Here is a 21,384-nt window from a genome sequence, read left to right on the forward strand (position 1 = left end):
ACTCCGAGCGCAGGAGGACGCCGCGGCACGGAGACAAGAGATGCCCGAGACCATTGCCCTTCATCCCGCCGCGCCCTGGGTCGAACTGAAGTCCACGGAGGCCGATTGGGCCGCCGCCGACCCGGCTTTGCTCAAGGAGCTGCTGGCACAGATGGCGCTCATCCGCGCCTTCGAGGAGAAGGTGCTGGAGCTGGCCGGCGAAGGCCTCGTGCACGGCCCGGCCCATTCCTCCATCGGCCAGGAGGGCGGCGCGGCCGGCTCCATCGTGGGCCTGCGCCCCACCGATCAGGTCAACGGTTCCCATCGCGGCCATCACCAGTTCCTCGCCAAGGCGCTGGCTTATGTGGCGCCCGGGCTCGATCCCACCGCGCCGCTCAGCGACGACACCCACGCCCTGCTCCACCGCTCGCTCGCCGAAATCCTCGGCCTCGAGCCCGGCTTCGGCCACGGGCGCGGCGGCTCCATGCATCTGCGCTGGGGCGAGGCGGGGGCCATCGGCACCAATGCCATCGTCGGCGGCGGCGTGCCGCTGGCGGCGGGCGCCGCCTTCGCCCACAAGCGCGCGGGCACGGGGGATGTGGCCATCTCCTATTTCGGCGACGGCGCGGTGAACATCGGCGCGGTGCTGGAGACCATGAACCTCGCCGCCGCGTGGGATCTGCCGCTGCTCTTCTTCATCGAGAACAACGGCTACGCGGTCGCCACCACCGTGGAGGAGGCGACCCGCGAGACGCGCCTCTCCGGTCGAGGCACCGGCTTCGGCATTCCCTCCTGGAAGGTGGATGGCATGGACCCGCTGGCGGTCCATCTCGCCACGCAGGAGGCGCTGAAGATCATGCGCGCGGGCAAGGGCCCGGCGGTGATCGAGGCGGACGTCTACCGCTATTTCCACCAGAACGGCGCCCTGCCCGGCTCCGCCTTCGGCTATCGCACCAAGGAGGAAGAGGCTTCCTGGCGCGCCCGCGATCCCATCAAGCGCACCGGCGCGGCGCTGGTGGCGCGCGGCGTGCTCACGCAGGATGATCTCGACGCCCTCACCGAACGCGCGCAGGCCGCCATGGCGGACGCCGCCGCGCAGCTCGTCGAGACCGTGGGCAACAAGCGCCGGGTGATGCCCGGCATGTGGCCGGACGTGTCCTTCGTGGACGAGGGCATCCGCGGCGATCTCTCCGAACTTTCGGGCAAGCGCGCCGAGGAGGAGGCGACCTATCGCGGGCGCCTCGCCGAGCGCAAGTTCGTGGACGCCATCGCCGACGTGCTGCATCGCCGCTTCGAGATGGACGAGCGCTTCGTCATCATGGGCGAGGACATCCACAAGCTGAAGGGCGGCACCAACGGCGCCACGCGCGGCCTCGCTGCCGCCTTCCCGGACCGCTGCCTCGGCACGCCCATCTCCGAAGGCGCGTTCGCGGGCCTCGCCGGCGGCATCGCCATGGACCGGCGCTACCGGCCCATCATCGAGTTCATGTATCCCGACTTCATGTGGGTCGCCGCCGACCCGGTGTTCAACCAGATCGGCAAGGCGCGGCACATGTTCGGGGCAGATGTTCCGGTGCCGCTGGTGCTGCGCACCAAGATCGCCATGGGCACGGGCTACGGCTCCCAGCATTCGCTGGACCCGGCGGGCGTGTTCGCCACCTCCCCCGGCTGGCGCATCGTCGCGCCCTCCACCCCGTTCGATTACGTGGGCCTGATGAATGCCGCGCTGACCTGCGAGGACCCCGTGCTCGTGATCGAGCATGTGGACCTCTACCAGACCTCCGGCGCCATTCCCGACGGCGACCTCGACTACATCATCCCCTTCGGCAAGGCGAAGGTGGTGCGGCCGGGCCGGGAACTCACCATCCTCACCTATTCCGCCATGGTCCACCGCAGCCGCGAGGCGGTGGAGGAGCTGGGGCTCGACGCCGAGATCATCGACCTGCGCTCGCTCGACCGCGCCGGGCTCGACTGGGACACCATCGGCGAGAGCATCCGCAAAACCAACAACGTGCTGATCGTGGAACAGGGCTCCCTCTCCACCTCCTATGGCGGCTTCCTCGCCGACGAGATCCAGCGCCGCTACCTCGACTGGCTGGACCAGCCCATCCAGCGCGTGACCGGCAAGATCGCCTCGCCCACCATCTCCAAGGTGCTCGAGCGCGCCGCCTTCGCCGGCAAGGAAGAGGTCATCGCGGGCCTCGCCGTCACCATGGCCGCGAAAGGCACGCCGCTGCCGGGAATGCCCGGCGCCGCCCTCTAGTCCCATTCGGATCGAAGACGATGGACAGTTTCGATTACATCGTGGTGGGCGGCGGCACCGCAGGGTGCATCCTCGCCGCCCGGCTCTCGGAAGACCCGCGCCGGCGCGTGCTGCTGCTGGAGGCGGGCGGCACCGACAAGGGCTTCTGGGTGCCCATCCCGGCCGGCTTCTCCAAGCTCCTGTCGGGCAGTGCCTTCAACTGGCGCTTCAACACCGAGCCCGAGCCCAACACCTACGACCGCCCCATCGTGGTGCCGCGCGGCAAGGGCCTCGGCGGCTCCACGCTCATCAACGGCATGATCTTCGTGCGCGGGCAAAAGCAGGATTTCGACGGCTGGGCCCAGCGCGGCGCCACCGGCTGGGGCTATGACGACGTCCTGCCCTACTTCAAGAAGTTCGAGCGCTTCGACGAGCCGGATGCGGACCCCAGCGTGCGCGGCACGGACGGCCCCATCAGCATCGTGCGCGTGACGGAGCGGCCGGTGCTCTCCGAGGCCTTCCTCTCAGCGGCCGAAGAGGCCGGCTTTCCCCGCAATCCCGATTACAACGGGAAGGATCAGGAAGGCTTCGGCTATTATCAGGTGAACCAGCGCGGCGGCCGGCGCTGGACCGTGGTGGACGGCTATCTGCGCCCTGCCCTCTCCCGCCCCAACCTCAAGGTCGTCACCCACGCGCAAGCCCTGCGCCTCGTGCTCGACGGCCGGCGGGTGACGGGGGTGGTGTATCGGCGGGATGGGAAGGAAGAGACGGCGTTCACGGCGGGCGAGGTGCTGCTCACCGCAGGCGCCGTCCAGTCACCCCATCTCATGGAACTCTCCGGCATCGGCCATCCGGACGTGCTGAAGGCGGCGGGAATTCCCGTGGTCCATGCGCTGCCGGGCGTCGGCAACAATTATCAGGACCATTTCGCCACCCGCATGAACTGGCGGGTGAAAGAGCCCATCACCCTCAACGAGCAGACGCGGGGCATCGCCCTCGCCAAGGCGGTGGCGCAGTATTTCCTCACCCGCAAGGGCATCCTCACGCTGGGCACGGGCCTCGCCCATGGCTTCGTGAAGACGCGGCCGGGGCTCGCCGGGCCGGATGTCCAGTACTTCTTCATGCACGCGAGCTACGCCAACGCCGCCGACCGGGCGCTGGACCATCTGCCGGGCATGACCATCGGCGTCACCCAGTTGCGGCCTCATTCGGTGGGCTCGATCCATGCGAAGAGCGCCGACCCGCTGACGCCGCCGGCCATCCGGCCCAACTTCCTCGCCGTGGAGGAAGACCGTGCCTGTCTTGCCGCAGGCATGCGGATCGCCCGCGACATCGTCGGGCAGACGGCCATGGACCCTTATCGCGCCTTCGAGATGAACCCCGGGCCGGACTGCCGGAGCGACGCCGACTTCGTGGAGTTCGCCCGCCGCACCGGGCAGACCATCTACCATCCCGTCGGCACCTGCAGCATGGGCACCGGGCCGCTGGCGGTGGTGGACCCGCACCTGCGCGTCGTCGGTCTTTCCGGCCTGCGCGTGGTGGACGCCTCGGTGATGCCGACGCTGGTCTCCGCCAACACGGCGGCGGCGGTGATGATGGTCGCGGAGAAGGCGGCCGATCTCATCAAGGCGGACGGCAGAGCCTAATCAGCGGCAGCGCTACGTCAAACGCCAAAAGCCGGCGCGGGGATTTTCCCCGGCCGGCGCCGAACGCCCTGTCCGCGATCCCGAGGGATCAGCGGCGGCGGAAATTCTGCTGACGGCGTGCGCCGGGCGGCGGGGCGTTGCCCTCGGCCTTGTGGCGGAAGTTGATCCGGCCGCGATCGAGATCGTAAGGCGACATCTCCACCACCACGCGGTCACCCTCGATGGTGCGGATGCGGTTCTTCTTCATCTTGCCGGCCGCATAGGCCAGGATCTGGTGGTCGTTGTCGAGCCGGACCCGGAAATTGCCGTCCGGCAGCACTTCGGTCACAGTCCCCTCGAACTCCAGCAGTTCTTCCTTCGCCATATAGTCGTCTCCAGCTGTCCCGCGACGCGGGACGAATTTGGCGGGCTTATCTCACAAAATCGCCCGATTTCCCATAGGTGGGACACGCCGGCCCGGGAAAAAGGCCCGGCGTGTCCTGTTCAACGCAGTGTGACGCGCGAGCGGATGCTCAGTTCACAGGCCGCTTGGCGCCGGCGGGGCGGCCCGCAGGACGCTCGCCCCGGTTGGACACCGCCTTCATGAAGCCGAGGCCGCCGAGATCATTGCCGGGACGCGAACCACGCTCACCGCCACGATCGCCCGCCCGCTCACCGCCACGGCCTTCGCCCTGGGGACGCGCGCCACGGCCTTCACCGCTGCGGTTCTGGCCGTCGCGACGGCCGGCGCCGTTGCCGGCTCCCTGGGCGTTGCGATGACCCTCTGCGGTACGCTCGGCACGCGGCTGGGCGGCACGGGCCGGACGGCCCTCGCCGGCCGGACGCTCACCGCGCGGCTCACGCTGCTCGCGACCTTCGGCGCGCTGGCCCTGGCCACGCCCGCCCTCGGGACGCGGACCGCGCGAACGCTGGGGACCACGCTGGCCGGGACGGCCGCCGCGACCACCGATGAAATCGTTGCGCTCGGCGGTCTCGTCACGCTCCTCCAGCTCGATCGGCGGCGCATCGGGAATGTTGAAGCGCATGCCTGCGCCGCGACGGTCGGTGGCCGGGATCTGCAGCTTGATGAGCCGCTCGATGGACTTGAGATACGCCCTCTCCTCGTGATCGCAGAAGGAGATGGCGATGCCCTCGCGGCCGGCGCGCGCGGTGCGGCCGATGCGGTGCACGTAGCTCTCGGGCACGTTGGGCAGGTCGTAATTGATGACGTGGCTGACGCCCGTCACGTCGATGCCGCGGGCGGCGATGTCCGTGGCGATCAGGGTGCGAATCTTGCCTTCGCGGAAGGCGAGGAGCACGCGGTCGCGCTGGTTCTGCGACTTGTTGCCGTGGATCGCCTCGGCGGCGATGCCGCACTTGGCGAGCACGCGCACCACCTTGTCCGCGCCGTGCTTGGTGCGGGCGAAGACGAGGGCGCGGTCGATATCCTCGGTGGACAGCACCTCGGCGAGGAGCTGGCCCTTGTTGGGCTTGTCCACGTGGATGACGCGCTGCTCCACCCGGTCGGCGGTCTTGGCCACCGGGGTGACGGCGACGCGCACCGGATCATGCAGCATGCCGCCCGCCAGCTCGGCGATGGCCGGCGGCATGGTGGCGGAGAAGAACAGCGAGTGCCGCTTGTGCGGCAGCCGGCGCACGATGGCGCGGATGGCATGGACGAAGCCCATGTCCAGCATCTGGTCGGCCTCGTCGAGGACGAGCACCTCGACCTGATCCAGCTTCACCGCGTGGTTTTCCACGAGGTCCATGAGCCGGCCGGGGGTGGCGACGAGCACGTCGACGCCGCGGGCCAGCGCCCGGATCTGCCGGCCCATGGGCACGCCGCCGATGGCGAGCGTGACCGAGATGTTGGCGTGGCGGCCGAACTTCTCGAAATTGTCGACGATCTGGCCGGACAATTCGCGGGTCGGCGAGAGCACCAGCGCACGGACGGACTTGGGGTCCGGACGGCGGGGATGGCGCACGAGGCGGTCGAGGATGGGAAGGGCGAAGGCAGCGGTCTTGCCGGTGCCGGTCTGGGCGATGCCGATCAGGTCGCGGCCGTTGAGGACCTGCGGGATGGCTTCAGCCTGGATGGGGGTGGGAGTGACGTGATTCGCTTCGGTAAGGGCGCGAACGATGGGCTCGGCAAGGCCGAGGCTCGAAAAAGAGGTCAAGCTCTGACTTTCATATGCGAGCGGCACCGGCGCAGCCTTTTGGGCGCGGCGCGGCTCGCGGGATTTCGACATCCCGCGTGGCCAGGGGTGTCCAGGGCAAAAGATGATATCGGGCAAAGCCGCTTGCGATGCCTCACCGACGAAACGCCATGTCACGGCGTCGTCCAGATCGAAGCTCCAGCGGTCTCCGCTACGCGGCCCGAGCGCGCTAAGGGGAGGAAAGCAACTGCCTCCATCGGCGCGATGCACCGCATATGGACGAGACCCGTGACGATTTCAAGGCGAATGGTTGGGCAGGCGCAGCTTTGTCGGCTGCCGGATGCGCCTCGTGGCGCCATTTCGCCCGAATGTGCGTCCAGAAGGTAAGGAACCAGCAGGCGCCGCGGGAGTAGAATGCGGCGGGACCTTGGGTCCGGGAGCCGCGACACCGATCCTTGCGGCAGGAGAAGACATGTTCGATCTGTCCGCCATCGTTGCCACCACCACCGCCTTCGTCGAGCAGCACCATTATCTCGCGCCGGCCGTGGTGTTCGGGCTCGCCTTCGGGGAATCGCTGGCGCTGATCTCCTTCTTCATTCCCGCCACCGTTCTGCTGCTCGCCATCGGCGCGCTGATCGAGGCGGCGGGTCTGCACTTCTTCCCCATCTGGCTCGCCGCCGCCGCAGGCGCGGCGCTGGGCGACGCGGTCTCCTACTGGTTCGGCTTCCACTACAAGGAGCGCGCGAAGGACTTCTGGCCGCTCTCGCGCCGGCCGGACCTCGTGGCCCGCGCCGAGGACTTCTTCCAGCGCTTCGGCATTTGGGGCGTCGCCATCGGCCGCTTCTTCGGCCCCCTGCGCGCGGTGGTGCCGCTGATCGCCGGCGTGCTGGCCATGCGCCAGACCCACTTCCAGGTGGCCAACGTCGCGAGCGCCGGCCTGTGGGCCTTCGCCATGCTCGCGCCCGGCGCCGCCGCGCTGAAGCTGATGGGCTTCTGAGCGCCCAACGGCCTGTGCGCGGCTTCATGCCGCACTGCAGCAAAGACGATCCCACGACAGCGCCTTGGCGGTATCCTGAACCGCTTTCGGCCCCCAGGTGCCCCTTCGGAAGGGGCGGGCCTATTGTCTCGCAGCGGCATCCTGTATATCGATGGACATATCACAGGCCCATTGCCGAGGTGCCATTGCCATGTCCGGATTTCCCGCCTCCTTTCTTGCCTCCCGCCGCCTGATCGTTGGTCTCGTCCTCTCGGCGTTTGCCGCCGCGCCGCTGCCCGCGGCCGCGCAGGAGACCGTGACCGTGTTCGCCGCCGCGAGCCTCACCAACGCGATGCAGGACATCGCCAAGGCCTATGAGGCCAAGGGCAGCAAGGACGCCATCAAGTTCTCCTTCGCCGCCTCCTCGGCGCTGGCCAAGCAGATGGAAGCCGGCGCGCCCGCCAACATCTTCGCCTCCGCCGACCTGAAGTGGATGGACTATACCGACGGCAAGGGCCTGACCCTGCCCGCCACCCGCGTGAAGCTGCTCGGCAACGAGCTGGTACTGGTCGCCCCCGCCGACAAGGCAAAGCCGGTGACCATCTCCAAGAGCCTCGACGTGGATGCCCTGCTCGGCCCCAACGGCCGCATCGCCACCGGCCTCACCGACAGCGTCCCGGTGGGCGTCTACACCAAGCAGGCCTTCACCAATCTCGGCCTGTGGGACAAGATCGCCCCCCGCATCGTCGGTGCCGAGAGCGTGCGCGCGGCGCTGGCGCTGGTGGAGCGCGGCGAGGTGCCCTACGGCGTCGTCTATGCCACCGATGCTGCCATCGCCAAGAACGTGAAGGTGGTCGCGACCTTCCCGGCCGACAGCTATCCGCCCGTTGATTACCCCTTCGCCCTCGTGAAGGGGCAGGACACCCCCGCCGCCAAGGCCTTCTTCGCCTTCATCCAGAGCCCCGAGGCCAAGGCCATCTTCAAGAAGTACGGCTTCTCGGTGAACTGATCCGCCCGGCGCGCGGCAGCGCGCAGCGGAACGGGAATTGCTTATTGGGGGCAAAAGACCGAGCCTGATCTGGAGCGAGGCGAGGCCTTTTCGCAGTCGGATTTGTTCGAGATGTTGCTCACTCCCGAAGAATGGACGGCCGTGCGGCTGAGCCTGGAGGTGGCCTTCTGGGCCACCCTCTGCAGCCTGCCGCCGGCCATTCTCATTGGCTGGGTGCTCGCCCGGTTCGAATTCCCCGGCAAGGGCATCTTCGACGGCATCGTCCATTTGCCGCTCGTGCTGCCCAAGGTGGTGGTGGGCTATCTGCTGCTCATCACCCTCGGCAATCGCGGTTATCTCGGCCAGTATCTCCACGAGTGGTTCGGCATCTCGCTGATCTTTTCCACCGCCGGCGCCACCGTGGCGGCGGCGGTGGTGAGCTTCCCGCTCACGGTCAACGCCATCCGCCTCGCCATCGGCGGCATCGACAAGGGCATCGAGACCGCGGCGCGGACCCTGGGCGCCACCAGGCTCGATGCCTTCTTCACCGTGACCTTGCCGCTGATGATGCCCGGCGTGCTCTCCGGCTGCCTCATCTCGCTGGCCTCGGCGCTGGGCGAGTTCGGCGCCACCATCACCTTCGTCTCCAATGTGGAAGGCCAGACGCGGACCATCCCGCTCGCCATCTACAGCGCCACCCACATGCCCGACGGCGACGCCATGGCCCTGCGCCTCACCGTGGTCTCGGTGGTGCTCGCCCTCGGCTCCCTCATGCTGGCGGAGATGGCGGACAAGCGCATCCGCGTTGCGCTGGGCCAGATATGATCGAGATCGACGTTTCCCTCGCCCGCTCCACCGGCTTTCACCTGAAGGCGGATCTCCGGGCACCCGAGAGGGGCGTGACGGCCCTGTTCGGCCGCTCCGGCTGCGGCAAGACCACGATCATCCAGATGGTCGCCGGCTCGCTGACGCCGGACAGCGGGCACATCCGCGTCGGCGACACGGTGTTCTACGACCGGCAGGCGGGCATCAACCTGCCCATGGAGCAGCGCGCGGTCGGCTACGTGTTCCAGGACGCGCGGCTGTTCCCGCACATGACCATCGAGAACAACCTGCGCTACGGCGAGCGCCGCACCCGGCGGCCGCGCACCATCCAGTTCGATGCCGTGGTGGAGATGCTGGGCGTCGGCCACCTGCTGAAGCGCCGGCCGCACACCCTCTCCGGCGGCGAGAAGCAGCGCATCGCCATCGGCCGCGCGCTCCTGTCCCAGCCCCGCCTCCTGCTCATGGACGAGCCCCTCGCCTCGCTGGACGAGATGCGCAAGGGCGAGATCCTGCCTTATCTGGAGCGGCTTCGGGACGAGCTGAACCTGCCCATCCTCTATGTCAGCCACTCCATCGAGGAGGTGCTGCGCCTCGCGGACGCGGTGGCGGCGCTTTCGGACGGCAAGGTCATCGCCTGCGGCCCCCTCGCCGACGTGCTGTCGCGGCCCGAGCTGCTGCCGGTGATCGGCCGCTTCGACATCGGCACCATCCTCGACTGCACGGTGACGGCGCACGACCCCGACCTTGGCCTCTCCACCGTCTCGTTCGCCGATGGTGAATTGCGGGTGCCGCTGGTGGGCCGCCCGGTAGGCGCGCCGGCGCGGGCGCGCATCCGCTCCCGTGACGTGTCCCTGTCCCTGTCGCGGCCCATGGACGTGTCGGTGACGAACCGGATTTCCGGCACCATCTCCGCCATCACCCGGGCGGAAGGCCCGTTCTCCGAAGTGGAACTGGCGCTGTCCGCCGGCCGCCTCAGCTCGCTGGTGACGCAGGAAAGCGTGCTGCGCCTGGGCCTTGAGCCCGGCATGCAGGTTTGGGCGATGATCAAGGCGGTGACGGTGGATAGCCGGCCGATGGGCTTCCACTCACCGGGCGCGGAGATCGTCAGCCCGCCTGCTTCACGGCCGGCCCGGCCAGCGGCGAATCCGCCTCAGGATCCCCCGGCTCTGCGTCTGATTTCGGGTGGTAATCCGCCGCAAGGGCGGACGTGAGCTCGTCCAGCGCCCCGCTGGTGGCCTTCGCCGCCTGCCGCTCCATGGCGCGATAGAGCGCGATCACCCGCTCGCCGAAGGCCGTGACCTCGGTGCCGGCGCCGCGGCGGCCAGGGAAGGTGACGATCACGCGCTGCTCGAACATGCGGTCCAGTTCGTCCACCAGCAGCCAGGCGCGCCGATAGCTCATGCCGATGGCCTTGGCGGCGGCCAGGATAGAGTGGTGCTCGCGGATCGCCTCCAGCAGCTTGATCTTGCCCGGCCCGAGGCGCCTGCCATCGGCGAAGTCCACGCGCAGGAACAGGCGGGTGCCGTCACGCCCCTGTCCGGCCTTGGCGCGGCTTTCCTTGCTGCTCGTTCCGCCGCTCATGTGCTTCTCCTCGGATGCCGCCCGGCGTTCCGCCTGCGCCGCGTGTCCCGGAGCCCGGAACATCGCGCGTCAGCATACCGGAAGCCGGAGACCGCGGAAACGCCGGCGGGCACCGGAAAGCGCGTCGAGCACTCAGGCGCGGGAAACGTGGCCGCCGGCCGAGCGGCCGGCGCTCTGCCGGCGCGGAGCCGAAGCGAGGCGGCCGTTGACGATGGCCGACAGGCCGAGGATGACCGCCACCGTCGCCACATAGGCGATCACCTGCATGCCCGTGGGCTCGGCGCGGTAGCCGATGAGCGTGCGCAGCACACGACCCAGCGCGCTGTCGTCCGCCAGCAGCCAGCTCGAATTCCACACCGGCTCCGCCAGCGACTGGATGAAGCCGGAATCCTGCAGGATGCCCACCACCTGCGCGGCAAGGCCGGCGGCGAGAAGCGTGATGAGGACGGACGTGACCTTGAACAGATGCTTGAGCGGGATCGCCACGAGGCCGCGATAGAGCAGCAGCGAGAGGGCAGCACCCGCCGCCAGACCGCCGAGACCGCCGAGCACGATCGCACCGGGCGAATCGGCGCCCGTGCTGGCGATGCCATAGAGGAAGAGCACGATCTCCACGCCCTCGCGCAGCACGGCCATGCCGACGACGATGGCCAGCGCGGCGAGCGGCTTGCGCCCCTCCTTCACCTCGCGGCCGACCTCCCGCATCTCCATGACCATGTGCTTGCCATGGCTCGCCATCCAGACGACCGTCCACACCAGCATGACCACCGCGACGGAGAGGATGGCGGCATTCAGGATGTCCTGCCCGGAGCCGTCGAAGGTGGAGGCGATGGTATCGGCGAAGAGGGCGAGGACCGCAGAGCCGGCGATGCCGCCGAGAATGCCGAGGCTGATCCACAGGCCGCGATGGCGGATGCCCTCGGAGGCGGCGAGCACCACACCGGTGACGATGCCGGCCTCGAGGACTTCACGAAAAACGATCAGAAGCGCGGCAATCATCGCGGCCTGTCCTTTTTGTCCCCGACGGCCGCTGCCGGCACGCACGAGCGGGCATAAACGCTGCCCTGATGGCCTTCGCCCTTCGGGAGAGATCGCCGTCGGGACGAAAACCAATTGAATATGACGAAACCTTATCACCCGCTGGCAGGCCATGTCACCGCAACGGCAGAGGTTTGGAATTGTTCAAATGAAAAGCTGCGTGCCTGCTCGGCGGCCATTGAGACTATAGTTCAAGGGCGCCGGCATCCGGCCCGCGAACCCGCCGTGTCCAGCGTTTGCAGCCGGGCGCGACGAAACGGCCCAAGGACGCACAGATACAGAGTGACGTAACGTCTTCTACTAAGGGGTGCGTCGCTTTGACTTGGGAGAGACAAGTCGAGGCCCCGCACTCTGGACATGGAACAATTCCATTATTGTCTCAAGCGCTTGCCCGCCATCGGCCCGGCTCATACTCTCCGCCGCGATGGGGCAATGGCCCCGGTTCCGGTTTTCGAATTTCAAGGAGAGAAGGTCGATGCGCGCGCATTTTCTCGGCGCCGTCATCGCGTCAGTCGCAGCCTTCGCGAGCCCCGTGCTCGCGGATGCGCCGAAGCCGCGTGATGTGATTGTCCACTACGCCGACCTCGCCGAGGTGATGTACGGCTCGTCCGCCGCCACGGCCAAGGACATGCAGAAGGCCATCGACGCCTTCCTCGCCGCCCCCAGCGCCGACAGCCTGGGCAAGGCGCGCGATGCGTGGAAGGCGGCCCGCGTCTACTACCAGCAGACCGAGGCTTTCCGCTTCGGCAACAAGATCGTCGACGAGTGGGAAGGCAATGTGAACGCCTGGCCGCTCGACGAAGGCCTGATCGACTACGTGGACAAGAAGAGCTACGGCGAGAAGTCCGACGAGAACCCGCTCTACACCGCCAATGTGATCGCCTCGAAGTCCATCCGCATCGGCAAGAAGACGGTGGACGTCACCAAGATCACGCCCAAGCTGCTGCACGAGCTGAATTCGGCCGGCGGCGTCGAGGCGAACGTGGGCTCCGGCTGGCACGCCATCGAATTCCTGCTGTGGGGCCAGAACCTCCACAACGCGACGCCCAGCCAGGGCCAGCGCCCCTACACCGACTATGATCTGAAGAACTGCACCAACGGCAATTGCGATCGTCGCGGCGAGTATCTCAAGGTCGCCACCCAGACGCTGGTCGCCGATCTCGACGAGATGACCGGCCTGTGGGGCGCCAAGGGCAAGGCCCGCGCCGCGCTCATCAAGAAGAACGACAAGGCCGGCCTTGCCACCATCTTCACCGGCCTCGGCTCTCTCTCCTACGGCGAGCTCGCCGGCGAGCGCATGAAGCTCGGCCTCATCCTCCATGATCCGGAGGAGGCGCACGACTGCTTCTCCAACAACACTCAGAACGCGCACTATTACGACGAAGTGGGCATCCGCGACGTCTATTACGGCACCTTCGTGAAGCCGGACGGCTCCAAGGTCACCGGCCCCTCGGTCGCCGACCTCATCCGCGCCGCCGACCCGAAGATCGCCGACGAGATCGACGCCAAGTCGGCTGCCGCCCTTGCCGCCCTCAAGGCCCTGAAGGACGTGGCGGATTCCGGCGAGATCACCTACGACAAGATGCTGGAAGAGGGGAACACCAAGGGCGCCAAGCTGATCCAGGACGGCGTGGACGCCCTCGTGGCCCAGGCCCACGCCATCGAGCGCGGCGTCTCGGCCCTCAAGCTCCAGATCAAGATGGAAGGCTCCAAGAGCCTGGACGACCCGAAGAACGTGAAGAAGAAGTGAGACCATGACGATGGGACGGACGCGATGATCTCGCGTCGGGCGCTGCTGGCCGGCGCGGCGGCTGCGGGGGCGGTGGGGTTCGCCCCTCCGCCCTCGGCCGCGTGCCGGCCTCCGTGGACACCCTGCCGAAGAGCGCGCCGGTGCGCCGGCTCGCCCTCTCGGCGGCGGAAATGGAAATGCCGCTGCTGGGGCCGGGCAAGCCGGTGACGAAGGGCTTCTGCGCCTATAACGGCACGCCCTTCCTCACCCTGCGCGCGCCGGTGGGCACGCGGCTGATGGTGGATTTCGAGAACCGCCTGCCGGACCTCACCACCGTCCACTGGCACGGCGTGCGCGTGCCCTATCTCTCGGATGGCGTCTCGCCCATCACCCAGGCGCCGATCCCGGCGGGCAGCACGTTCACCTACAACGTGCCCTTGCCCGATCCGGGCTTCTACTTCTTCCATCCCCATTGCGACGAGACGGGCCAGGTGGGCCGTGGCCTCGTCGGCCTGCTCGTGGTGGACGATCCGGCCGAGGCGAAGCTCGGCTTCGATGCCGAGCATTTCATCGTGGTGAAGGACTGGCGGCTCGACGAAAAGGACGGCCGCTGGCTGGAGATGTTTACCGATGAGGGCGCCTCCACCGCCGGCACCTTCGGCACGGTGCGCGCCACCAACGGCTCCATCGTGCCGCCCCGCGTCGAGGCGCCGGCCTATGGGGACGTGCGGCTCAGGGTGATCGTCGCCGATTCCACGCGCACCATCGATTTCGGCTGCGAGACGGAAGACGCGGCCATCATCGCCATCGACGGTCAGGCGCTGACGCCCCTCCCCTTCTCCAAGCTGCCGAACGAGATCTGGCGCATGGGCCCGGCCATGCGGATCGACGTGCATGTGCGCATGCCCGGCCCCGGCGAGGAGGTGAAGGTCTACGACTATCGCACCGCCGAGCCCTATCTGCTCACCACGCTGGTCGGCGTGGACGCTCCCGGGAGCAAGCCGGGCCGCAAGAAAACCGCCTTCCGCCCCAAGGCTCTGCCCCCCGCCAAGGTGCCGCTGCCGGACGTGAAGCGCGCCAGCCGCATCGATTATCTCGTGCAGACCGCCGCCGGCCCCATCGTGAGCGGCGATCCCCTGCCGCCGGACGATCCGCTGGCCAAGGCGCTGATTGCCTCCGCCTGCGTCGGCAGCAAGACCTTCTGGGCCATCAACCGCAATTCCTGGGGCGCCGGCGCGGACCTGCGCCTGCCGCCGCCGCTGGCGACGCTGAAGGACGGGGCGAGCTACGTCGTCTCCATCACCAACGTCACCAAGCACGTCCACCCCATGCATCTGCATGGGCACGTCTTCCGCGTGCTGTCCTCCTCCAAGAAGAAGGACATCCCGCCCTATCTCGCAGATACGGTCATGACCGAGCCCAACGAGACGGTGGAGATCGCCTTCCGCGCCACCAGCGGCGACTGGGTGTTCCACTGCCACATCCTGGAGCACATGGATTCCGGTCTCATGGGCTGGATCAGGGTGGTGTGAGGATGCGCGTGCGTCTTTTCCTCGCGCTGCTCGCTGCCCTCTCCGCGACGCCGGCCACTGCCGAGACCCTGGACAAGCTGGACCTCGCCATCGGCAAGGCCCTGTTCAAGCGCCCCTGGGTGCCTGCCCCCGCCTCGACCCGGGGCGACGACGGCCTCGGCCCGCTGTTCGATGCCCGCTCCTGCGCCACCTGCCATCCCGCCGACCGCCGCGCCCCCGCGCGTCTGGAGAAGGGCACGGCGGAGCGCGGCTTCGTGCTGATGATCGGACGGCCGGACGGCAGCGGTGATCCCGTCTATGGCCGCCGGTTCCAGATCGATGCGGTGCCGGGCATTCCCAGCGAGGGGATGATCGGCGTCACCGACACGCCGCTGCCGGACGGCCGCATCGCCCGCAAGCCCCACCCCGAGGCGCTGGGCTATGGCCCGCTCGATCCCGCGAGCGGCCTGTCTCTCCGCGTCGGGCCGGACCTCAAGGGCCGCGGGGCGCTCGCCGCTGTGCCCGATGCCGCCATCCTCGCGGTGGAGCGCGAGCAGGCGAAGGGCAAAGACGGCGTGAAGGGCATGGCGCGGCGTGTGACGCAGGCCGACGGCAGCACAGCCATCGGCCGCTTCGGCTGGAAGGCCTCGCAGCCGACCCTCGCCGGCCAGTCGGCGGAAGCCTTCTTCCTCGATCTCGGCCTCTCCAACCGCTTCCACCCCGAGCCGTGGGGCGATTGCACGCCCACCCAGACCGCCTGCCGGCAGGCCCTCCACGGCAATGCCAATGCCACCTCCGGGGATGCGGACGACGCACTGGAAATCGGCTCGGCGGTGCTCGACCGGGTGGTCGCCTATGTCGCCTCTTTGCCCCAGCCCGAGCCGGAAGACCTGCCCAAGGCCGAGGCCAAGCGTGGCGCTGCGCTGTTCGCCTCAACCGGCTGCGCCCAGTGCCACCGGCCGTCCTTGCCCACTGCCGACGGCGGCGCGGCCCGCATGTACACCGATCTGCTGCTGCACGAGATGGGCCCGGACCTCGGCGACACCATGCCGGAGCCCGGTGTGGGCGCCTCGCATTGGCGCACCGCGCCCCTCGCCGGCCTCTCCGATGCGCTCGCCGCCAACACCGGCCTGCTGCACGATGGCCGCGCGCGCACGGTGGAGGAGGCGATTGCCTGGCACGGCGGCGAGGCGGCGACGGCCCAGCGGCGCTTCGGCGCGCTTCCGCCCAAGGACAGGGCGGCGCTGGTGCGGTACGTTTCTTCCCTGTGATTTTTGCCGGCCGCTGCCGGTGTGGGCCTGATATTGCGGATCGACGTCATGATTGAAGCCACGCACCGTTCTTCCTTCCGCCTTGCTGGCGCGGCCCTCGCCGCCATGCTCGCTTTTGGGACAGGCCCCGCCGTTGCGGCCGATCCGAAGCTCGATCCCGTGCCGCTCATCGAGGGCTGGCTTTTGCCGCGCTACGATGCGCTTGCCGCCGCCACCGCCGCGCAGGCGAAGGCCTGGGCCGCCTTCTGCCCCGCCCCCTCGGCGGCCGGCATGGCCCCGCTCAAGGAGGCCTATGGCAAGGCCGCGGATGCGTGGAACGCGGTGGAGTTCGTCACCTTCGGCCCCATCACACTGTCGCTCCGGGCCGACCGCATCTCCTTCTTCCCGGACCGGCGCAACGGCATCAGCCGCGGGCTGTCCGAGATTATCGCCGACAGCGATCCCGCCCGCCTCGCGCCCGAGCGCTTCATGCAGTCGAGCGCGGCGGTGCAGGGCCTGCCGGCGCTGGAGCGGCTGCTCTATGAGGAAGGCGCAGCCGAGGCGCTGGTCGCAGGCCCCGAGGCGGCACGGCGCTGCGCGCTCGGCACCGCCATCGCCAACAATCTCGCCACCATCACCGGCGAAATCCGCACCGCGTGGGGCGACAAGTCCTCCGGCGCGCTGGGCGCCATCGTCTCCGGCAAGGGCGATCCCGCCCTGTTCCCGGATGTGGGCGCCCTGCCCGGCATGATCCTCACCGACCTGTCCGGCGCCTACCAGCGCGTGACCGACACCAAGCTGCTGCCCGTGCTGGGCGCCAGCCCTGCGGACGCCAAGCCGACGGTCGCCGACAGCTGGCGCTCCGGCCGCTCCGGCCGCGTCGCCGCGAACATGATCCACAGCGCCGACGCCCTCCTCGTCGCCGTGGGCACGCAGATGCCGAGCCGGCCGCAATTCGTGGTCAACAAGGCCGCCACCGCCGCCGATGCCGCCGCCGACAAGCTGCCCGCCGATATCGGCGCCGCTGCTGCCACCGCATCGGGCGCGCAGGGCATCCACGCGACCATCAAGACCTTCAAGGCGGCGCAGCTCGCTGTCTACAAGCCCATCGCGTCCTATTTCGGCATCTCGCTGGGCTTCAACGCCCTCGATGGCGACTGAGGCCATGGCGACGGACATGCGCGCCCGCCTCGACCACGCCCCGCTCATCGGCCGGCGCGGCCTGCTGCTCGGCGGCGCCGCGCTCCTCGCCGCTGCGGCCCTGCCGGGCGGCCCGCGTGCCGCCGAATTGGACGAGGGCTGGCTGGCGACGGCGGGCGTGGGCGAGGGGTTCGCCGCAGTCGGCCTCGACACCAGCTTCGCGGCCACACCGGAGGCCCCCTCCGACGCCCGGCTGCATGGCATCGAGGCGAGCCCCGTCGGCCCGCTCGCGGTGGCGGTGGGGCGGCGGCCGGGGCGCATCGCCCTCGTGTTCGACCGCCGCAAGGGCGGCGTGGTCGCACGCTTCGGGCCGGGCGAAGGCCGCGTCTTTTCCGGCCATGGCCGCTTCACGGCGGACGGCCGGCTGCTTCTGACCAACGAGATCGAGCATCCCGCGGACGGCGTTCGCGCCATGGGCCGGGGCGTTGTCGCCGTGCGCGCGGTCGATGGCGGCTTTGCCATCCATGATGAATGGCCGAGCGGCGGCGACGGCCCGCATGATCTCATGCGCTCGGGCGCCGCCCTCGTCATCGCCAATGGCGGCATCGAGCCCAACACGCCGGAGGCGCGCGACGCGGAGGTGACGGGCTCCGGCGTCACCCTCGTCGATCCCACAACCGGCGCCGTGCGCGGCGAAGGCAAGCTCTCCGCCGACCTCGCCAGCCTGTCGCTCCGCCACCTCGCCCGCGACGGCAATGGCGGCACCGTGGTGGCGGCGCAGGACCTCTTGAAGGACGGCGAGGCCCGCCCCCTCCTCTTCCGCATCGCCGCCGATGGCGCGCTCACCCCCTTCGACGCGCCGGACGAGGCGTGGCGGGCGCTGCGGGGATATGTGGGCTCGGTCGCCTATGACCCGTCCGGCCGCTTCGTCGCCTGCGCCACCCCGCGCGGAAACCAGGTCGCCGTGTGGCAGGCGGACGGCCGCTATATCGGCGCAGTGCCCCTCACCGATGGCTGCGGCCTCGCGGCCGGTGCGGAGGCGGGGATGTTCGTGGCCGCGTCCGGCTATGGGGAAGTGATCGTGGTGAAGGCCGCGCCCGAGGGCGTCGCCATCACCGCGCGGCGCACCGGCGGGCCGCGCTACGACAACCACATGGTGCGGATCGGCTGATTTTCACCGGTGGTTTTCACCTGGGCTCACGCAACCTTCCCGGTTTTGCGCCATTATCCCCGGCGAGCCCATGGCGGGCAGCGGGAGAATGGCGATGAACTGGGTCGTGCTTGTCGGCAGCGTTCGCAAGGGGTCCCTCAATGCCGCGCTCGCCCGCGCACTGGCCGGCATCGCGCCGGAGGGGACGACGCTCACGATTCTGCCCTCCGTCGCGGAATTCCCCATCTATGACGGGGACATCGAGGCGGAAGGCTTCCCGGCCCCGGTGACGGCCATGGGCGCCAAGGTCGCGGCGGCGGATGCGCTGGTGATCGTCACGCCGGAATACAATTACTCGGTTCCGGGCGGCCTCAAGAATGCGATCGACTGGCTCTCGCGCCTGAAGCCGCAGCCGCTCGCCGGCAAGCCCACCCTCATCATGTCCGCCTCGCCCAGCACCATGGGCGGCGGGCGCGCGCAATATCACCTGCGGCAGGTGCTGGTGGCGCTCAACGCCCACGTCATGAACGTGCCGGAGGTGATGGTCGCCCAGGCCCACACCAAGATCGCCGACGGCATCGTCACGGACCAGGGCACGCTGGACTTCGTGAAGAAGCAGCTTGCCGCCTTCGCGACCTTCGTGAAGAAGGCGCAGGCGGGGGATGCCGCAGGCTGAGGCCCGCTCAGCCCTCCGAATATTCCGCGTAGGACATGGGCGTCTCGTAGACCCGCACGGACGCGAGCGTGGGCAGGAGCGGCTTCATCCGCGTCCAGATCCACGCCGCGATGATCTCGGCGGTGGGGTTCTCCAGTCCTTCGACGTCGTTGAGGCAATAATGGTCCAGCTGCTTCAGCAGCGGGCCGAAGGCGTTCTCCACGTCGAAGAAGTCCACCACGAAGCCGGTCACAGGGTCCACCGGCCCCTCCAGCGCGAGGTCCACGCGATAGGAATGGCCGTGCACGCGCCGGCAGCGGTGGGTTTCCGGCACGTTGGGCAGAAAGTGCGCGGCCTCGAAGGTGAAGCCCTGGGTGATCCGCACGCGGCCGGGCAGCGCCGCCGGGGTGTCAGGGGTGGTCATGGAATTCCGATCATCTTGTGGGTCTGGACGGACAGGCGCCAGCGCGGATTGGCGAGGCAATAAGCCACCGCCGCATCGGTGTTCGCGCGGCGATCCGGCCCGTCCATGGGCTGGAGGAAGAAATTGGCGAAGGGGAGGCCCGCAACCTCGGCGGGATCGAGCCCGGCCTGTGGGAAGACGAGCTTCAGCTCGTGACCCGCGCGCTGCTTCAGCTCGGTTCCGGCCTTGGGGCTGACGCAGATCCAGTCGAGCCCCTCCGGCGCGGCAACCGTTCCGTTGGTCTCCACCGCGATCTCGAAGCCCCGCGCATGCACCGCCGCGATGGCGGCGGGGTCGAGCTGAAGCAGCGGCTCCCCACCGGTGAAGACGACGAAGCGGCGCTCGGCGCCGGCCTGTCCCCAGACGGCGGCGATGGCCTCGGCAAGGGCCGCGGCATCGGCAAAGCGGCCACCGCCCTCGCCATCCATGCCGACGAAATCCGTGTCGCAGAAACGGCATTGGGCGGCGGCGCGATCCTCCTCCCGCCCGGACCACAGGTTGCACCCCGCGAACCGGCAGAAGACGGCAGCACGCCCCGCCTGCGCCCCCTCCCCCTGCAGGGTGAGGAACATTTCCTTGACTGAATAGGCCATGAGGCGACGCCTTTAGACCGAACGCGCCCGCGAGGGAAGCGCCGGCCGGGCATGGCACATCCGCGAAAGGCTCGCCGGCCTGGCCCTATTGCGCCGGAGCCGGCTGGGCGGTGGCCGGCAGCGCAGGGCCGGCCGACTGTGCTGCCCGAGCCGGATCGAGGCCGGTGATGCGCACGCCCTGCAATTGCACGGTATCGGCGGTTGCGGTGCCCTTGGCGCCGGCAATGGCGCTCTGCAACTGCGGCGCCATTGCCGCGAGTTGCGCGAACTTGCCGTGGTTGAAGCTGTCGAGGGCCTCCACGTTGGTCATGTCCACCACGACGGCGCCCAGACCAACGAGTTCGGTGTCGTTGGCGTATTCGCCGAGCCGCGGCTTCTTGCCGGCGAGGAAGTCGGAAAAGCCGAGCGCCTTGTCGTCTCGGGAGACGACGACGACGAACGGCTTCGGCGGCTTGCCGAAGCGCCGGAGTTGGGTCTTGAACACGTCCACGTCGATGTCGGGCGCGGCGAGGATGATGTCGCCGATCTTGTTGAGCGGCAGGGTCTTGCCGGAGATGCGGATCTGGCGGAGGGCCTCCACCGTCAGCCAGTTGCCCATGGAATGGGCGAGGATGCTCACCTGTTCCGCGCCGCTGCCGAAGGCGAGGCGGATGGTTTCCTCCAGCTGGTCGCGGGCGGCGGTGGCGCTGTTGTTGTCATAGACATAGCCCTCCGTGGTCGCCCGCGAGGCCCAGGTGAAGAGGACAGGAACGGCCGACGCATCGGAATCCGTCGCCATCTGCGCGAGGCGGTAGAGCGCCTCGGAGAACATGGTGTTGTAGCCATGCACGAAGATGAAGACCTTGCGCTTGCCGGCCGGCCGGCGGGCCAGCTCGCTCTTCAGGTCGCGCAGGAACTCGCTTTCGGTGTCGCGATAGACGGCCTCCCGCACCACCATGTCGGTGGCGGGATTGCCGAGGCCGTTCTTGGGCCACTCGATCTCACCCGGCTTGTGCGTGGGCGGAACCGAGAGGTCGATCTTCGCGAAATTGAGCTGGGCGGAGCGCTCGCCGTTGAAGAAGACGCCGGGCCGCGGATCGCGCTCGCGGGTGGAGGCGACGAGGATCACCTGCTCGCGCGCGCCCTCAGCCAGCGGAGCGGAGACCGGGATGAGCGCATCGATACCGGGGCGGTCGGAGCAGCCGGCGACGAGCATCACCACCGTCGCAGCCGCCACGAGGCGCAGAACCAGATTGCGCTGCGTCATGCGCCACATCCCCCGAAATCTGCCGCTCGCAAGTGCATGCCCCCCGCATGGAGGACTTTCTTGGCACAAACAATGAGGCGGATGAACGGCGATCTCGGGAAATGCTGAACACCGGTGAAATGGTGCCATCGCGGCCACGCTCCCGGTTACCACAAATTGCATGAGAGAGGCGACCGAGCCCTATTCCATCCAATCGACTTGCAAATTGGCAAGCCCAGATTGCGCCCGTGGTTCTCG

General features: G+C 68.8%; 19 protein-coding genes. 12 read left to right on the forward strand and 7 right to left on the reverse strand.

Going from position 1 to position 21,384, the window contains the following annotated elements; translation table 11 throughout:
- The first annotated feature begins 40 nt into the window (after nt 1-40).
- Nucleotides 41-2,242: an alpha-ketoacid dehydrogenase subunit alpha/beta gene (locus tag A37E_RS0101940; RefSeq protein WP_038192429.1), complete on the forward strand. Its 2,202-nt coding sequence runs from the start codon at nt 41-43 to the stop codon at nt 2,240-2,242.
- Nucleotides 2,243-2,262: 20 nt separating this feature from the next.
- Nucleotides 2,263-3,867 (forward strand): GMC family oxidoreductase N-terminal domain-containing protein, encoded by a 1,605-nt coding sequence (locus A37E_RS0101945; RefSeq protein ID WP_029555085.1) that lies wholly within the window; start codon nt 2,263-2,265, stop codon nt 3,865-3,867.
- A gap of 88 nt (nt 3,868-3,955) precedes the next feature.
- Here the strand turns inward: A37E_RS0101945 and infA are convergent, their stop codons facing one another.
- Nucleotides 3,956-4,231, reverse strand: coding sequence for a translation initiation factor IF-1 (infA, locus tag A37E_RS0101950; protein ID WP_012115181.1), 276 nt, complete (start codon nt 4,229-4,231; stop codon nt 3,956-3,958).
- Nucleotides 4,232-4,379: 148 nt separating this feature from the next.
- On the reverse strand, nt 4,380-6,023 hold the full coding sequence (locus A37E_RS0101955) for a DEAD/DEAH box helicase (RefSeq protein ID WP_051679344.1): 1,644 nt from the start codon (nt 6,021-6,023) through the stop codon (nt 4,380-4,382).
- A gap of 451 nt (nt 6,024-6,474) precedes the next feature.
- On the opposite strand from A37E_RS0101955, the gene A37E_RS0101960 reads away from it, so the two are divergent.
- The 4 genes from A37E_RS0101960 to modC all read left to right on the forward strand — a co-directional run bounded on the left by A37E_RS0101960 (nt 6,475) and on the right by modC (nt 10,002).
- Nucleotides 6,475-6,999 carry a DedA family protein gene (locus A37E_RS0101960; RefSeq protein ID WP_029555087.1) on the forward strand — a complete coding sequence of 175 codons (525 nt, stop codon included), beginning with the start codon at nt 6,475-6,477 and terminating at the stop codon, nt 6,997-6,999.
- A 190-nt stretch (nt 7,000-7,189) separates the two neighbouring features.
- Nucleotides 7,190-7,987, forward strand: coding sequence for a molybdate ABC transporter substrate-binding protein (gene modA / locus A37E_RS0101965; protein ID WP_029555088.1), 798 nt, complete (start codon nt 7,190-7,192; stop codon nt 7,985-7,987).
- A gap of 111 nt (nt 7,988-8,098) precedes the next feature.
- Complete coding sequence (gene modB, locus A37E_RS0101970; RefSeq protein ID WP_029555089.1) at nt 8,099-8,791, forward strand: molybdate ABC transporter permease subunit; 693 nt, start codon at nt 8,099-8,101, stop codon at nt 8,789-8,791.
- Nucleotides 8,788-10,002, forward strand: coding sequence for a molybdenum ABC transporter ATP-binding protein (gene modC, locus A37E_RS0101975; protein WP_081837403.1), 1,215 nt, complete (start codon nt 8,788-8,790; stop codon nt 10,000-10,002). Before modB ends, modC begins: the two co-directional genes overlap by 4 nt.
- Here the strand turns inward: modC and A37E_RS0101980 are convergent.
- On the reverse strand, nt 9,896-10,372 hold the full coding sequence (locus A37E_RS0101980) for a winged helix-turn-helix domain-containing protein (protein ID WP_051678720.1): 477 nt from the start codon (nt 10,370-10,372) through the stop codon (nt 9,896-9,898). The genes modC and A37E_RS0101980 overlap by 107 nt on opposite strands.
- A gap of 132 nt (nt 10,373-10,504) precedes the next feature.
- Entirely contained in the window at nt 10,505-11,371 is an 867-nt protein-coding gene (locus A37E_RS0101990; protein WP_029555092.1) for an FTR1 family protein, read from the reverse strand.
- A 514-nt stretch (nt 11,372-11,885) separates the two neighbouring features.
- Between A37E_RS0101990 and A37E_RS0101995 the strand changes: the two genes are divergently transcribed.
- The 6 genes from A37E_RS0101995 to A37E_RS0102020 all read left to right on the forward strand — a co-directional run bounded on the left by A37E_RS0101995 (nt 11,886) and on the right by A37E_RS0102020 (nt 18,866).
- Nucleotides 11,886-13,160: an imelysin family protein gene (locus tag A37E_RS0101995; RefSeq protein WP_029555093.1), complete on the forward strand. Its 1,275-nt coding sequence runs from the start codon at nt 11,886-11,888 to the stop codon at nt 13,158-13,160.
- Between the two features lie 113 nt (nt 13,161-13,273).
- Entirely contained in the window at nt 13,274-14,671 is a 1,398-nt protein-coding gene (locus A37E_RS0102000; RefSeq protein WP_156026213.1) for a multicopper oxidase family protein, read from the forward strand.
- Nucleotides 14,672-14,673: 2 nt separating this feature from the next.
- Nucleotides 14,674-15,921: a di-heme oxidoredictase family protein gene (locus A37E_RS0102005; RefSeq protein WP_029555095.1), complete on the forward strand. Its 1,248-nt coding sequence runs from the start codon at nt 14,674-14,676 to the stop codon at nt 15,919-15,921.
- A gap of 48 nt (nt 15,922-15,969) precedes the next feature.
- On the forward strand, nt 15,970-17,061 hold the full coding sequence (locus A37E_RS0102010) for an imelysin family protein (RefSeq protein WP_029555096.1): 1,092 nt from the start codon (nt 15,970-15,972) through the stop codon (nt 17,059-17,061).
- A gap of 4 nt (nt 17,062-17,065) precedes the next feature.
- The gene (locus A37E_RS0102015; RefSeq protein ID WP_245279246.1) at nt 17,066-18,211 is read left to right on the forward strand and encodes a DUF1513 domain-containing protein; all 1,146 of its coding nucleotides are present in this window, start codon (nt 17,066-17,068) and stop codon (nt 18,209-18,211) included.
- Between the two features lie 94 nt (nt 18,212-18,305).
- Entirely contained in the window at nt 18,306-18,866 is a 561-nt protein-coding gene (locus tag A37E_RS0102020) for an NADPH-dependent FMN reductase (protein WP_081837404.1), read from the forward strand.
- Between the two features lie 7 nt (nt 18,867-18,873).
- Here the strand turns inward: A37E_RS0102020 and queD are convergent, their stop codons facing one another.
- From queD to A37E_RS0102035, 3 genes are all read right to left on the reverse strand, one after another.
- Nucleotides 18,874-19,230: a 6-carboxytetrahydropterin synthase QueD gene (queD, locus tag A37E_RS0102025; protein WP_029555099.1), complete on the reverse strand. Its 357-nt coding sequence runs from the start codon at nt 19,228-19,230 to the stop codon at nt 18,874-18,876.
- A 35-nt stretch (nt 19,231-19,265) separates the two neighbouring features.
- The gene (gene queE / locus A37E_RS0102030) at nt 19,266-19,901 is read right to left on the reverse strand and encodes a 7-carboxy-7-deazaguanine synthase (RefSeq protein WP_029555100.1); all 636 of its coding nucleotides are present in this window, start codon (nt 19,899-19,901) and stop codon (nt 19,266-19,268) included.
- Between the two features lie 85 nt (nt 19,902-19,986).
- Nucleotides 19,987-21,147: an alpha/beta hydrolase gene (locus A37E_RS0102035; protein ID WP_197022912.1), complete on the reverse strand. Its 1,161-nt coding sequence runs from the start codon at nt 21,145-21,147 to the stop codon at nt 19,987-19,989.
- Nucleotides 21,148-21,384: the final 237 nt, after the last annotated feature.

The sequence above is a fragment of the Xanthobacter sp. 91 genome, assembly GCF_000702385.1.
Taxonomy (GTDB): Bacteria; Pseudomonadota; Alphaproteobacteria; order Rhizobiales; family Xanthobacteraceae; genus Xanthobacter; species Xanthobacter aminoxidans.

Excerpts from the sequence above, each read along its gene's own strand:
- A37E_RS0101990 (WP_029555092.1), bottom strand. The coding sequence starts at position 11,371 with ATGATTGCCGCGCTTCTGATCGTTTTTCGTGAAGTCCTCGAGGCCGGC.
- A37E_RS0101980 (WP_051678720.1), bottom strand. The coding sequence starts at position 10,372 with ATGAGCGGCGGAACGAGCAGCAAGGAAAGCCGCGCCAAGGCCGGACAG.
- modB (WP_029555089.1), top strand. The coding sequence starts at position 8,099 with ATGTTGCTCACTCCCGAAGAATGGACGGCCGTGCGGCTGAGCCTGGAG.
- A37E_RS0102005 (WP_029555095.1), top strand. The coding sequence starts at position 14,674 with ATGCGCGTGCGTCTTTTCCTCGCGCTGCTCGCTGCCCTCTCCGCGACG.
- queE (WP_029555100.1), bottom strand. The coding sequence starts at position 19,901 with ATGGCCTATTCAGTCAAGGAAATGTTCCTCACCCTGCAGGGGGAGGGG.
- A37E_RS0102035 (WP_197022912.1), bottom strand. The coding sequence starts at position 21,147 with ATGACGCAGCGCAATCTGGTTCTGCGCCTCGTGGCGGCTGCGACGGTG.
- A37E_RS0102010 (WP_029555096.1), top strand. The coding sequence starts at position 15,970 with ATGATTGAAGCCACGCACCGTTCTTCCTTCCGCCTTGCTGGCGCGGCC.
- A37E_RS0101995 (WP_029555093.1), top strand. The coding sequence starts at position 11,886 with ATGCGCGCGCATTTTCTCGGCGCCGTCATCGCGTCAGTCGCAGCCTTC.
- infA (WP_012115181.1), bottom strand. The coding sequence starts at position 4,231 with ATGGCGAAGGAAGAACTGCTGGAGTTCGAGGGGACTGTGACCGAAGTG.
- modC (WP_081837403.1), top strand. The coding sequence starts at position 8,788 with ATGATCGAGATCGACGTTTCCCTCGCCCGCTCCACCGGCTTTCACCTG.
- A37E_RS0101945 (WP_029555085.1), top strand. The coding sequence starts at position 2,263 with ATGGACAGTTTCGATTACATCGTGGTGGGCGGCGGCACCGCAGGGTGC.
- modA (WP_029555088.1), top strand. The coding sequence starts at position 7,190 with ATGTCCGGATTTCCCGCCTCCTTTCTTGCCTCCCGCCGCCTGATCGTT.
- A37E_RS0102015 (WP_245279246.1), top strand. The coding sequence starts at position 17,066 with ATGGCGACGGACATGCGCGCCCGCCTCGACCACGCCCCGCTCATCGGC.
- A37E_RS0101960 (WP_029555087.1), top strand. The coding sequence starts at position 6,475 with ATGTTCGATCTGTCCGCCATCGTTGCCACCACCACCGCCTTCGTCGAG.
- A37E_RS0101940 (WP_038192429.1), top strand. The coding sequence starts at position 41 with ATGCCCGAGACCATTGCCCTTCATCCCGCCGCGCCCTGGGTCGAACTG.
- A37E_RS0102020 (WP_081837404.1), top strand. The coding sequence starts at position 18,306 with ATGAACTGGGTCGTGCTTGTCGGCAGCGTTCGCAAGGGGTCCCTCAAT.